Below are 13,551 nucleotides of genomic sequence, written 5' to 3' on the forward strand. Positions count from 1 at the left end.
CCTGGTGGCCGCGATTTCGACTGCATCGAACGTACCGAAACCACGCGCAGCGGCCGCGAAGTCCTGCTGCAGGTCTACAGCGACAGGGGCTGCCGCGAGCAGACACGCTGGGCGCTGGACTGCCTGGCAAACGCGATGCGCTGGGACGAACAACGCTTCGGCCTGGAACTGGATCTGGATCGCTTCATGGTCGTGGCGGCGCGCGACTTCAACATGGGCGCGATGGAAAACAAGGGCCTGAACATCTTCAATGCCGCCTACGTCCTGGCCGACCCGGCCACGGCCACCGATGCCGCCTACCGCGGCATCGAAGCCGTGATCGGCCACGAATATTTCCACAACTGGACCGGCAACCGCATCACCTGCCGCGACTGGTTCCAGCTATCCCTGAAGGAAGGCCTGACTGTCTTTCGCGATCAGGAATTTTCCGCCGACATGCTGGCCCAGGGCCTGCCGCCCGCCGAGGCTGCCAGCGCCCGGGCCGTCAAACGCATCGACGATGTGCACACCCTGCGCCTGGCCCAGTTCCCGGAAGACGCCGGCCCCATGGCCCACCCCATTCGACCGGACAGCTATCAGGAAATCGGCAACTTCTACACAGCCACGATCTACGAAAAGGGGGCAGAAGTCATCCGCATGCAACACACCCTGCTGGGTGAAGACGGCTTCCGCGCCGGCATGGATGAGTATTTCCGGCGCCACGACGGCCAGGCCGTCACCTGCGACGCATTCGTCGACGCCATGGAATCAGTCTACAGGCAGCGCCACCCAGGCCAGGATCTGTCTGTGTTCCGGCGCTGGTACGAACAGGCCGGCACGCCACGCGTGCGGGTCCGCTCACACTACGACCCGGCTTCCCGCCGTTGCCGCATCACGCTCGAACAGCGCTGCGCACCGGTGGGCCTGGAAACCCGGCAATCGTCATCCAACGCATCCAAGCCCCCCCTGCACATCCCCATTGCCATCGGCCTGATCGACCCGGACGGCCAGCCCATGCCGCTCACCTGGGGGGACGTATCCCGCGACACTCTGATCCTGGAACTGCGTGAAGCCAGCCAGACCTGGGTTCTGGAGAACATTCCACGCGCGCCGGTCCTGTCCCTGCTGCGCGGTTTTTCCGCCCCCGTCATTCTGGAAACAGACCGCACGGTGGACGAGCTGGCCCTGCTGGCACGCCACGACCCGGATCCATTCGCTCGCTGGGATGCAGCCCAGGAAATCGCCCATCGCTATCTGCAAGATTTCATGCAGGCCAGCCGCAACGACGATCCACTGCCATCGCCGGATACACTGCTGGACATCTGGCGCGCTGCTCTGGGTGATCCGGCCCTGTCCCCCGCCTACCGGGCGCGGCTGCTGACACTGCCCTCCGTGCGCGAGATCATCGACCGCACCGAACCCATGGATCCCCAGGCGGCGGTCACCGCCTGGACCCGTACCCGGCAGACTCTGGGAGCACGACTGTCCGAGTCCTGGCGTGCCACCTATGATGCCCAGGCCGACGATGGCCGCCCCTACTCACCAGACCCGATCTCGTCCGGTCGCCGCGCCTTGCGCAACCTGGCCCTGGACCATCTGCTGGCCGGCCAGGCACCAGGGGCCACTGAACTGGCCCTGACTCAATATCGCCAGGCCCGCAACATGACCGAAAGCCTGGGCGCACTGACCGCCCTGTTGCAACACGCCCCGCAGGCCGCCGCCGCGCCACTGGCCGATTTCCATGCCCGCTGGCGCAATGATCCGCTGGTGCTGGACCGCTGGTTCGGCGCTCAGGCCAGCGCGCCGGACTGCTCAGTGGACGCGGTACGCGCCCTGATGGCCCTGCCGGATTTTTCGCTACGCAACCCCAACCGCGCGCGCGCCGTCATTTTCCGTTTCTGCCTGGACAACCCGGCTCAGCTGCACACTCCGGCAGGCTACGATTTCTGGGCCGAACAGGTGCTGGCGCTCGACGCGCTGAACCCGGAAATCGCAGCGCGCCTGTCGCGCGCCTTCGACAACTGGGCGCGTCACGAACCCGTCGCCCGGGCTGGCATGCAGGCCGCCCTGCAACGTGTGCTGGATGCGCCGGGGCTGTCGCGCAACGTCCGCGAAATCGTTTCAAAAGCGCTTGACGCCTGAATATCCCCGTTTTTTATTCTTCCAAGGAAATGCCTTGAAATACAAGACCTTGACCCAGTATCTGGTCGAACAGCAACGCCAGCACAAGGCCGTTTCGGCCGAGGTTCGCCTGCTGATCGAAACCGTGTCGCGCGCCTGCAAGGCGATCAGTCATGCTGTCAGCAAGGGTGCGCTGGGTGGCGTACTTGGCAGCCTGGGCACTGAAAACGTCCAGGGCGAAGTGCAGAAGAAACTCGATGTGCTATCCAACGAGATCCTGCTGGAAGCCAATGAATGGGGTGGCAATCTGGCGGCCATGGCATCCGAGGAAATGCAGACCATCCATCGCATCCCCAACCACTACCCCAAGGGCCAGAACCTGCTGCTGTTCGACCCCCTGGACGGTTCCTCGAACATCGATGTGAACGTATCGATCGGCACCATTTTTTCGGTACTGCAGGCGCCCGCCCAGGCCGCCGGACGGGAAATCTCCGAAGACGACTTCCTGCAACCGGGCACCCGCCAAGTCGCCGCCGGCTACGCCATTTACGGCCCGCAGACCATGCTGGTGCTGACCGTGGGCGCCGGCGTCATGGGCTTCACGCTGGACCGCGAAATGGGGTCCTGGCTGCTGACGCACGAAAACATCCGCCTGCCCGAACAGACTGCGGAATTCGCCATCAACATGTCCAATATGCGGCACTGGGAAGCCCCCGTGCGCCGCTACATCGACGAATGTCTGCAAGGCGAAACCGGCCCCCTGGGCAAGAACTACAACATGCGCTGGATCGCTTCCATGGTCGCCGACGTGCACCGCATCCTGACGCGCGGCGGGGTCTTCATGTATCCCCGCGATGCACGCCCCTCGGGACGCAAGGGCAAGCTGCGCCTGATGTACGAGGCCAATCCCATGAGTTTTCTGGTCGAACAGGCCGGCGGACGGGCTATCGACGGTGCCGATCGCATCCTGGAGATTCAGCCCGATGCGCTGCACCAGCGCATCGGCGTGATCCTGGGCTCGCGCGAAGAAGTCGAGCGCCTGCAGCGCTACCACCAGGAAGCCTGATCGATCAGTCCAGGGTAAGCACCGTCGCCCCCGTCGTGCCACGCGCATTCAAGGCCTCGTGCGCACGCGCAGCATCTGCCAGGACAAACCGCTGGCCGATGACGATATCCAGCTTGCCGGCCGTCACCAGTTCGAACAGTTCATCGGCGGCGGCCTGCATGGTCTGGGCAGTGGGCACATAGGCGCCAAGCGTCGGCCGGGTCACATACAACGAACCCTTGGCCGCCAGCACGCCCAGGTTCACGCCCTCGACCGGCCCGGACGCATTGCCGAAACTGACCATCAGCCCGCGCGGTTGCAGGCAGTCCAGCGAAATGTCCCAGGTGCTCTTGCCCACCCCGTCATAGACCACCGGAACCTTGCGCCCCTCGGTCAGTTCGCTGACCCGGGCAGCGATGTCCTCGCGGCTGGAATCAATGACTTCCCAGGCGCCATGGCGACGAGCCAACGCCGCCTTTTCCGGGGTGGACGCAGTGCCGATCAGGCGCACACCCAGCGCCCTGGCCCACTGGCAGGCGATCAGGCCAACGCCACCGGCAGCCGCATGAAACAGGATGGTCTCATTGCCCTGCAGCCGGTAGGTCTGGCGAAACAGATACTGGACCGTCAGGCCCTTGAGCATCAATGCCGCGGCCTGCTCGAAATCCACGCTGTCGGGGATCCGGACCACCCGATCGGCGGGCACATTGCGCAGATCGGCATAGGCCCCGATGGGACTTTGCCCATAGGCCACGCGGTCGCCCACCCGCAGGTGGCGCACCTCGGATCCCGCCGATTCGACCACGCCGGACGCCTCGAAGCCCAAGCCGTGCGGCAAGGGGTTCGGATACAGTCCCGTGCGACAATAGATATCGATGAAATTCAAGCCGACCGCCTTCTGTCGGATGCGGACTTCGTGCGGCGCGGGGGGCGGGACATCCGCCTCTTCCAAACGCATTTTTTCAGGTCCGCCATGTTCATGGACGCGGATCACTCGCGTCTTTTCGATCTTTTCCACGATGAACTCCTGCGGCCCCACCGGGCCGGACATTTCGACATCGAATCAGACTAGCATGAATTCCCGCCAGGCCACGACGGCCATCCACATCACCGCCGTCCTGTTCGGCCTGACCGGCATCTTTGGCGAACTGATCCAGGCCAGCGCCATCCTGATCACGGCAGGCCGCGCCACATTCGCTGCCGCAGCCCTGTTGCTGTTCATGGCCCGCGCCGGCCACCGGCCCACGCGGCCCGATCGCCGCACCCTGTCCGTGCTGCTGACCGCCGGCGTGCTGCTCGCCATGCACTGGACGACCTTTTTCATTGCCGTGAAAACCGGCGGCATCGCCATCGCCACGCTGGGATTCGCCAGTTTCCCCGCCTTCATCACCTTGCTCGAAGGCCTGGTGTTCCAGGAACGCACCCGGGCTTCCGAATGGGCTGTGGTCGCCCTGGTCAGCGCAGGCCTGGCCCTGGTCACGCCATCCTTCGATTTCGGCGACCAGGCCACGGTCGGCCTGGGCTGGGCAGTAGCCTCGGGGCTGTCGTTCGCCTTGTTCACCCTGGCCAATCGCAAGGCCGTCAGCCTGCTGCCGGCCCATGAACTCGCCTGCTGGGAAAATGGCATCGTCGCCTTGTTGACGCTGCCCTGGTGCCTGGCGGAATTTACTGGCCTGCGGACGCTGGACTGGGCCTGGCTGTTCGTGCTTGGCGTCTTTTGCACTGCCCTGTCACATGCCCTGCTGGTCTCCAGCCTGGCGCGGCTGAAGGCCCGCACTGCCGGTATCGTCATCGCCCTGGAGCCCGTCTACGCCATCCTGTTTGCCGCCATCCTGTTCGCGCAATATCCTTCGGCGCGCGCGCTGGCAGGCGGCGCCATCATCATCGGCGCGATCATCTGGGCGGGCTTGCAGCGCAGCGCCGCAGACTGATTTGGCCCAAGGCGTTAGAATCTAAGGTTCATTGAACGCATCATCTTGAGCTCGAATCATCATGGCCGGACACAGCAAATGGGCAAACATCCAGCACCGCAAGGGGCGTCAGGACGCCAAGCGCGGCAAGCTCTGGACAAAAATCATCCGTGAAATCACCGTCGCCGCCCGCGCCGGCGGCCCCGACCCCGATGCCAATCCCGCATTGCGCCTGGCCTGGGACAAGGCCACGTCTGCCAACATGCCCAAGGACAACATTCTGCGTGCCATCCAGCGCGGAGCCGGCACCGAGGACGACACCAACTACGAGGAAATCCGCTACGAAGGCTACGGTATCGGCGGCGCAGCCCTGATCATCGACTGCATGACCGACAACCGCCAGCGCACCGTATCCGAAGTCCGTCACACGCTGTCCAAACATGGCGGCAACCTGGGCCAGGACGGCAGCGTGGTCTTCATGTTCAAACGTTGCGGCCAGTTCATCTTCGCGCCGGGCACGTCCGAAGAACAGGTCATGGACGTCGCCCTGGACCATGGCGCCGACGACGTCCAGACCGACGATGAAGGCGTGATCGAGGTCACCTGCGAACCAGGCGACTATGCCGCCCTGAAACAGGCCTTCGACACCGCCGGGCTGCAGGCCGAGGTCCACGGCGTGGTCATGAAAGCCCTGTCCAAAGTCGAACTCGCCGGCGAAGACGCCGAACGGATGCAGAAAATCATCGACCTCCTCGAAGATCTGGACGATGTCCAGGAAGTCTTTACCAATGCCGTTCTGGACGAGGCCGAATGAAACTGCTCGTCATCGGTTCCGGCGGCCGCGAACACGCCCTGGCCTGGCGGCTGGCCCAATCGCCTCGGGTACACAAGGTCTATGTGGCACCTGGCAACGGCGGCACGGATCGCGCGCCCACACTGGAAAACCTGCCTCTGCAGGACACTGACGCGCTGATCGAATTCGCCCGCCAGGAAAAGATCGCCTTCACCGTCGTCGGCCCCGAAGCCCCCCTGGCGGCCGGCATCGTGGACGCCTTTCAGGCCGCCGGGCTGCGCATCTTCGGCCCCACCCGGACCGCTGCCCAGCTCGAAAGCTCAAAGGACTACGCCAAGGCGTTCATGGTGCGCCATGGCATTCCCACCGCCGCATACGCAACCTTCACCGATGCCGAGCAGGCCCGCGCCTACATCCGTGCCCAGGGCGCCCCCATCGTCATCAAGGCCGATGGACTGGCGGCCGGCAAAGGGGTAGTCGTCGCCCAGAACCTGGACGAGGCCCTGGCGGCCATCGACCACATGCTGGGCGAACAGGGCGCCTTTGGCGCGGCTGGCGCGCGCGTGGTCATCGAAGAATGCCTCATGGGCGAAGAAGCCAGTTTCATCGTCATGTGCGACGGCCAGCACGTCCTGCCGCTGGCCACCAGCCAGGACCACAAACGCCTGCTGGATGGCGACCAGGGTCCCAACACCGGTGGCATGGGCGCCTATTCGCCTGCGCCCATCGTCACCCCGGCCCTGCACAACCGTGTCATGCGCGAAATCATCCAGCCAGCGATCCAGGGCATGGCGCGCGACGGTATCCCCTACACCGGCTTCCTGTACGCGGGCCTGATGATCGGCCCTGGCCCCGACGCCAGCCGCAGCCTGAAAGTCCTGGAATTCAACTGCCGCCTGGGAGACCCGGAAACCCAGCCCATCATGCTGCGCATGAAAAGCGATTTCTCCGAAACTCTGGAACATGCCCTGAACGGCACACTGGACCAGGCCGAAATCGACTGGGACCGGCGTACCGCCGTAGGGGTCGTACTGGCGGCTGCCGGCTATCCGGACGCCCCCCACAAAGGCGACCCGATCACGGCGCTGGCCCCGGATACCGCCGACTGCGTCACCTTCCATGCGGGCACCACGACCGACGACGGCACGCTGCGCACCAGCGGCGGGCGAGTGCTGTGCGTCACGGCCCTGGCCGATTCCGTGCTCCGTGCCCGGCAATCCGCCTACGACGCCGTCAACCAGACTCGCTTCGAGGGCCGCCAATTCCGGAGCGATATCGGCTGGCGCGCGCTGGCACCCGGCAAACGGCACGACTGACAGTCCGCGCGCAGGCTCCCGATATGCACATCCCCGTCTCCCTGGTTCACGACACGTTCTCCGATTTGCAGGGCCGCATCGTCCAATCCCTGGAAGACCTCGAAGGCGCAGCCTTCGGCCGCGACCCATGGACCCGCCCAGAGGGCGGCGGCGGCCTGGCCCGCTATTGCGAAGACGGAGCAGTCTTCGAACGAGCCGGCGTGCTGTTCAGCCATGTGCACGGCCACGCACTGCCGCCTTCGGCCAGCGCGCACCGCCCCGAACTGGCTGGCCGCAGCTGGGAAGCCATGGGCGTGTCCATGGTGCTGCATCCGCGCAACCCGCATGTCCCGACCACGCACATGAACGTGCGCCTGTTCGTGGCCCACGGCAAGGGCAGCGATGCTGACGTCTTCTGGTTCGGGGGGGGCCTGGACCTGACCCCCTACTATCCGGTCGAGGCCGACGTGCGCCACTTCCACCAGGTCTGCCACAACGCAGTCGCCCCCTTCGGGGCCGACAAATACCCCCGCTACAAGGCCTGGTGCGACGACTATTTCCTGCTGCGCCACCGCAACGAAACCCGCGGTGTCGGCGGCCTGTTCTTCGACGACCTGAATACCCCGGACTTCGACACCTGTTTCGCCCTGACCCGGGCAGTGGGCGACTGCTTCATCCCGGCCTACGTCCCCATCGTCCAGGCCCGCTGCAATACGCCCTACGGCGAACGCGAACGCGCCTTTCAGGCCTACCGCCGTGGCCGCTACGTGGAATTCAACCTGGTCTACGATCGAGGCACGCTGTTCGGCCTGCAATCAGGCGGGCGCACCGAATCCATCCTGCTGTCCATGCCGCCCAGCGCCCAATGGCGCTACGACTGGACGCCCACGCCAGGATCCCCCGAATCGGCCCTGGCCGACTATCTGCGGCCACGCACATGGCTGTGATGCCCCAGGTCGGCCTGCTGGGCGGCAGCTTCGATCCGGTCCACCGCGCCCACATCGCACTGGCCCTGGCGGCCCGGGACGCACTGGGCCTGGAACATGTCGAACTGCTGCCCGCCGCACGTCCCTGGCAGCGCGGCCGCCTGGGCGCCGCCCCGGAACACCGGCTGCGCATGCTGGAACTGGCTTGCGCCGACATTCCCGGTCTGCGCGTCAATCCGATCGAACTGCAGCGCGCCGGCAACACCTATACCATCGACACCCTGTCCGCCCTGCCCGACACTGCCCGCTACACCTGGATCCTGGGCTCCGACCAACTGGCCAACTTCTGCACCTGGCACCGCTGGCGCGACCTGCTGCAGCACGTCCGGCTGGCCGTCGCCGAACGGCCTGGCGCCCCCGCCACGCCACCGCCGGAACTGGCCGATGCCCTGACACCCGGCGGCCTGGTCCAGATCCCCTTCAGCCCTCAGCCTGTGTCCGCCACGGCCATCCGACAAGCCCTGGCGGCCGGTCGGCCCACCGAATCCCTGCTGGATCCTCGCGTGCTGGACTACATTCGCACGCACCGGCTCTACCTGGACCCCAAGACCCCATGAACCTGCAAAAACAGCAACGCCTCGTCATTGACGCCCTGGAAGACGCCAAGGCCCAGGACATCAAGGTCTTCAACACCACAGGCCTGACCGGCCTGTTCGACCGCGTCATCATCGCCAGCGGCACCTCCAACCGCCAGACGCGCGCCATCGCCCGCCATGTCGCCGAACAAGCCAGGAAACACGGTCTGGAAATCATCGCCTACGAAGGCGAGGATACCGGGGAATGGCTGCTGATCGATCTGGGCGATATCGTGGTGCACTGCATGCAGCCTGCCATCCGCGCCTATTACAACCTGGAAGAAATCTGGGGGGCCAAGCCGGTACGAGTCCGCCTGCTGCCCACAGGACCCGCCCAGGCCAGCGAACCGGATGACTTCGCCGCAGGCCAATGAAACTCCAGGTCTATGCCGTAGGCAGCCGCATGCCAGCCTGGGTGCAGGCGGCGTGGCAGGATTTTGCCAAGCGCATGCCTCGCGACTGCTCGCTGGAACTGCACGAAATCCGCCCCGAACCTCGCACCAGCGGAAAGACCGTGCCGCAGATGATGCAGGCCGAGGCCCAGCGCATTGAATCCACCCTGCCCGCACAGGCCTGGCGCGTCGTCCTGGACGAACACGGCCGTGATCTGACGACACAGGACCTGGCGGCGCATCTCGAAACCTGGCGGACCTGCGGCAACGACATTGCCTTCATCATCGGCGGTCCGGACGGGCTGGATCCCGCCCTGAAGCAGACCGCCCGCCAGACCCTGCGTCTGTCTTCCCTGACCCTGCCCCACCCCATGGTTCGCATCCTGCTGGCCGAACAGCTCTACCGCGCCTGGACCATTCTTGCGGGTCATCCCTACCACCGCGCCTGAAGCGCGCCGATGCGGGTGCGGTATGCTTGGGATCTTTCTCAAACGACCTCCATGCCGACCATGACTGCCCGCCGCCGCACCAAAATCGTCGCCACGCTGGGGCCCGCGACCTCCAGCCCGGAACGCATCGAGTCCCTGATCCTGGCCGGCCTGGATGTGGCCCGGCTGAACTTTTCCCACGGCAGCCCCGAAGACCACCGCGAACGGGTCCGCCTGATCCGCGAACTGGCCGCTCGGCACAACCGCCATATCGCCCTCATGGGCGACCTTCAAGGGCCCAAGATCCGCATTGGCCGCTTCACGACCGGCACCGTGACACTGGCCGCGCAGGCGCCCTTCACCCTGTCCACCCGGCATCCGCTGGATGCCGGCACCGCCGACATCGTCGGGATCGAATATCCCCCCCTGGTCCAGGACTGTGCGCCGGGAGACGAACTGCTGCTGGATGATGGCCGGGTCATCCTGCGGGTCGAAACAGTGGATGCGGATGCCGTCCACACCCGGGTCGAAGTCGGTGGGCCGCTGTCCAACAACAAGGGCATCAACCGACGCGGCGGCGGCATCTCGGCGCCCAGCCTGACCGACAAGGATCGTCAGGACATCCTGCTGGCCGCCGAACTCGAACTGGACTACGTGGCCGTCTCGTTCCCCCGCGCCGGGGCGGACATCGTACAGGCACGCCAGCTGGTGCGCCAGGCCGGCAGCCCGGCCTGGATCATCGCCAAGATCGAACGCGCCGAGGCCGTGGCCGACGATGCCGCGCTGGACGACCTGATCCGCGCCAGCGACGGCGTCATGGTAGCCCGCGGCGATCTGGGCGTGGAAATCGGCGACGCCCGGCTCGCCGGCATCCAGAAACGCATCATCCAGCATGCCCGCACCCTGAACAAACTGGTGATCACCGCCACCCAGATGATGGAATCCATGATCACCAGCCCCATCCCGACCCGGGCCGAGGTTTCCGACGTCGCCAATGCCGTGCTCGACTACACCGACGCAGTCATGCTGTCGGCCGAGTCGGCCTCTGGGCAATATCCCGTCGAAGCCGTCCAGGCCATGGCGCGAATCTGCCTGGGCGCCGAACAGGAACCCACCAGCGTCCGGTCGCATCACCGCCTGGGCGAGACGTTTTCCCGCTGCGACGAGACCATCGCCCTGGCCAGCATGTACGCCGCCAACCACTTCCCCGGCATCAAGGCCATCATCAGCCTGACCGAAAGCGGCCACACCCCGCTCATCATGTCACGCATCCGTTCCGGCGTGCCCATCTACTGCTACACCCGGCATCCGGCCACCCAGCGCCGCGCAGCCCTGTTCCGCGGCGTCTACACCGTCCCGTTCGATGCTGCGGCACTGCCCCCCGCCGAGGTCAGCGAGGCCGCCATCGACATTCTGCGCCGCCAGGGGCAGCTGCAGACAGGCGACTGGGTCATCCTGACCAAGGGTGATTTCTACAGCGACAGCGGCGGCACCAACGGCATGAAGATCCTGCGCGTGGCCTGAGCCTCGATCCGCCGCCATGCCGCCCTTCATCCTGTTGGCTTCGGCCAGCCCCCGTCGCCACGAAATCCTGGACCAATTGGCCATCCCACATGGTCTCCTGCGCGTGCCCGCACCGGCAGGCGAAGACGAGCCCCAGTTGCCGGGAGAACCGGCTGCTGATTACGTCCGCCGCACGGCACGGGACAAGGCCCAGCGTGCCGTCGCCTGGCTGGCCGCAGGCGGCTTGCCGGCCCCCCTGCCCCGGAACTGGCCTGCCGAATGGCGCGACGCCCCCATTCTGTGCGCCGACACCACGGTCATCCTGGATGGCGATGTGCTGGGCAAGCCTCGGGATGCCGCCGATGCCGCCGCCATGTTGCGCCGCCTGTCCGGCCGCGAACACGCGGTCCACACAGCCGTGGTCCTGGCAGACCGGGGCCGATTGTTCGAGACCGTCAGTGTCAGCACGGTCCGCTTCCAGACACTGACCAACACCGACATTGCGACCTATATCGACAGCGGCGAACCTTTCGGCAAGGCAGGCAGCTATGCCATTCAGGGGCGGGCGGCGGCCTTTGTCGCGCATCTGGCAGGCAGCCACAGCGGCGTCATGGGCCTGCCGGCACATGAAACCGTCCAGTTGCTGACACAATGCCAGGATTGATCCAGATTAACCCTTGGTTTGCCCCTGATCATCTTGACCCGCATCTCCCGCGCTCCTAGCATGGGCTGACGTCCTGCTGAACATCGCAGACGCGCGGTGGTGGCCAGGGCTGCATCGCATGGCCATCATGCCATATCCTCACTACCCAAGAGGTCTTGCATATGGTCGATCCAATCGTCAGTTCAGCCTCATCCTCTGCCCAGGTCGCCAAAGAAATCCGCAGCCAGAACCTGCCTCCCACGACGTACCGCGATCTGCCCGAACCCCTGCCCATGAAAAAGGTCATCGGCCCCAGCGTCCTGCTGCTGGCCGGGTCGATCGGATCGGGGGAATTCGTGCTGTGGCCTTACATTTCCACCCAGACGGGGCTGGCGCTGGTCTGGCTGGCCACCATCGGCATCCTGACCCAGTATTTCCTCAACATGGAAATCACGCGCTATACGCTGGCCACTGGGGAAACGGCCGTCACCGGATTCACCCGGCTCTGGAAACCCTGGAGCTGGCTGTTCATCATCATGGCCGTCATTCCGTGGATGTGGCCCGGCTGGGCTACCGGCAGTTCCACCGCCTTGACCTACGCCTTCGGCCTGTCGGCAGATTCCGTAATCCCGATCACCATCGCCTCGCTGGTGCTGATCGGCATCATCCTGACCGTCTCGCCCGTGGTCTACCAGACGGTCGAAAAAATCCAGTTCTTCCTCGTCGCCCTGATCGTGCTGTTCATGATCTATATCGTCGTCGGCCTGCTCAACGGCCAGACCTGGGGCGCCCTGATCGGGGGCTTCACAAGCGCAATTCCGCAGATCCCAGAGGCCATTGGCAAGCTGCCCATCGCCCTGTTGCTGGGGGCCATCGCCTTTGCCGGCGCGGGCGGTGTCATGAACCTGGCCCAATCCAACTGGGTGCGCGACAAAGGCATGGGCATGGGTGCGCATCTGCCCAAGATCGTCTCGCCTATCACGGGTCAGGAAACCACCCAGGCTTCGATCGGCTATTTCTTCCGCCAGGACGAAGCCAACATGCGGCGCTGGCAGGGCTGGTGGAAAGTAGCCAATCTCGAACAGTTCCTCACGTTCTTCGTGCTGGGCCTGGTGGCCATCCTGCTGTTCATGATGCTGGCCTATCTCTACGTCGGCGTGGGCAGTACCGCGCAAAATTTCGACTTCGTCCGGCTGCTGGGTGAAACCCTGAACGAGCGGGTCGCCCCCTGGGTTGGACCGGTCTTCTGGTTCACGGGTGTCGTGGTGCTGCTGTCAACCAACCTGACCGTGCTCGACATGATCGGCCGGATCGTGGCCGACATCGCCAAGACCAACTGGCTGCGCGACAGCCAGACCTGGACGGAAAGCCGTCTGTATTTCCTGGTGGTCTGGCTGATGGTGGCCTTCGGATCCATCATCCTGCTCTCGGGCGTCAGCCAGCCGCTGCTCCTGCTGGTGATCGCCTCGGCACTGAACGGTCTGGTGATGTTCGTCTATTCCGTCCTGCTCATCCAGCTGAACCGCTGCATGCTGCCACGTGCCATCGGCCTGGGCGGTGCCCGCTACGTGGCGATTCTGTGGGCCGTGCTGTTCTACGGCGGCTTTTCGATCTACCTGCTGATCAACCAGTTCGGCAAACTGTTCTGACCCTCAGACCGTACGCAATAAAAAAATCAGACGGCCGCCGAAAGGCGGCCGTCTTCTGTAGCGCAGCGCGGCTGCCGCCAGGGCGGCAGCACGCATGCCTACCCGAGCAGGCTGGGCAGCCAGAGGCTGACGGCGGGCACGTCGGTGATGAAGACCAGATAGGTCAGCAGCAGGAGCAGCCAGGGGAATGCGGCGCGCACGACCTGCCCGATGGACATCTTGGTGATGCCTG

Annotated in this window: 13 protein-coding genes; 12 read left to right on the forward strand and 1 reads right to left on the reverse strand. The window is 65.1% G+C overall.

Features of this window, described 5'->3' with window-relative positions:
- Together pepN and RBR29_RS06620 are read left to right on the forward strand one after the other, a co-directional pair.
- The coding region (gene pepN / locus RBR29_RS06615; RefSeq protein WP_320348173.1) for an aminopeptidase N at nt 1-2,121 on the forward strand (2,121 nt) is incomplete at its 5' end.
- 34 nt (nt 2,122-2,155) lie between these two features.
- Entirely contained in the window at nt 2,156-3,166 is a 1,011-nt protein-coding gene (locus RBR29_RS06620; protein WP_320348174.1) for a class 1 fructose-bisphosphatase, read from the forward strand.
- A gap of 4 nt (nt 3,167-3,170) precedes the next feature.
- On the opposite strand, the gene RBR29_RS06625 is transcribed toward RBR29_RS06620, so the two are convergent.
- Entirely contained in the window at nt 3,171-4,154 is a 984-nt protein-coding gene (locus RBR29_RS06625; protein WP_320348183.1) for a quinone oxidoreductase, read from the reverse strand.
- A 64-nt stretch (nt 4,155-4,218) separates the two neighbouring features.
- On the opposite strand from RBR29_RS06625, the gene RBR29_RS06630 reads away from it, so the two are divergent.
- The 10 genes from RBR29_RS06630 to RBR29_RS06675 all read left to right on the forward strand — a co-directional run bounded on the left by RBR29_RS06630 (nt 4,219) and on the right by RBR29_RS06675 (nt 13,319).
- A complete protein-coding gene (locus tag RBR29_RS06630; RefSeq protein ID WP_320348175.1) occupies nt 4,219-5,076 on the forward strand; it encodes a DMT family transporter in 858 nt (285 codons plus the stop codon).
- Nucleotides 5,077-5,137: 61 nt separating this feature from the next.
- A complete protein-coding gene (locus RBR29_RS06635; protein ID WP_320348176.1) occupies nt 5,138-5,869 on the forward strand; it encodes a YebC/PmpR family DNA-binding transcriptional regulator in 732 nt (243 codons plus the stop codon).
- On the forward strand, nt 5,866-7,164 hold the full coding sequence (gene purD, locus RBR29_RS06640) for a phosphoribosylamine--glycine ligase (RefSeq protein ID WP_320348177.1): 1,299 nt from the start codon (nt 5,866-5,868) through the stop codon (nt 7,162-7,164). The genes RBR29_RS06635 and purD overlap by 4 nt, the downstream gene beginning before the upstream one ends.
- A gap of 23 nt (nt 7,165-7,187) precedes the next feature.
- Nucleotides 7,188-8,090, forward strand: coding sequence for an oxygen-dependent coproporphyrinogen oxidase (hemF, locus tag RBR29_RS06645; protein WP_320348178.1), 903 nt, complete (start codon nt 7,188-7,190; stop codon nt 8,088-8,090).
- Nucleotides 8,090-8,686 (forward strand): nicotinate (nicotinamide) nucleotide adenylyltransferase, encoded by a 597-nt coding sequence (gene nadD, locus RBR29_RS06650; protein ID WP_320348184.1) that lies wholly within the window; start codon nt 8,090-8,092, stop codon nt 8,684-8,686. The genes hemF and nadD overlap by 1 nt, the downstream gene beginning before the upstream one ends.
- The gene (gene rsfS / locus RBR29_RS06655; RefSeq protein WP_320348179.1) at nt 8,683-9,078 is read left to right on the forward strand and encodes a ribosome silencing factor; all 396 of its coding nucleotides are present in this window, start codon (nt 8,683-8,685) and stop codon (nt 9,076-9,078) included. Before nadD ends, rsfS begins: the two co-directional genes overlap by 4 nt.
- On the forward strand, nt 9,075-9,545 hold the full coding sequence (rlmH, locus tag RBR29_RS06660) for a 23S rRNA (pseudouridine(1915)-N(3))-methyltransferase RlmH (protein WP_320348180.1): 471 nt from the start codon (nt 9,075-9,077) through the stop codon (nt 9,543-9,545). The genes rsfS and rlmH overlap by 4 nt, the downstream gene beginning before the upstream one ends.
- A gap of 60 nt (nt 9,546-9,605) precedes the next feature.
- Entirely contained in the window at nt 9,606-11,048 is a 1,443-nt protein-coding gene (pyk, locus tag RBR29_RS06665; protein ID WP_320348185.1) for a pyruvate kinase, read from the forward strand.
- Nucleotides 11,049-11,064: 16 nt separating this feature from the next.
- Nucleotides 11,065-11,691: a Maf family protein gene (locus RBR29_RS06670; protein ID WP_320348181.1), complete on the forward strand. Its 627-nt coding sequence runs from the start codon at nt 11,065-11,067 to the stop codon at nt 11,689-11,691.
- A 161-nt stretch (nt 11,692-11,852) separates the two neighbouring features.
- Complete coding sequence (locus tag RBR29_RS06675; RefSeq protein WP_320348182.1) at nt 11,853-13,319, forward strand: Nramp family divalent metal transporter; 1,467 nt, start codon at nt 11,853-11,855, stop codon at nt 13,317-13,319.
- Nucleotides 13,320-13,551: the final 232 nt, after the last annotated feature.

Origin of the sequence: Castellaniella sp., from assembly GCF_034007085.1 — a bacterium.
Lineage (GTDB): Bacteria > Pseudomonadota > Gammaproteobacteria > Burkholderiales > Burkholderiaceae_B > Castellaniella.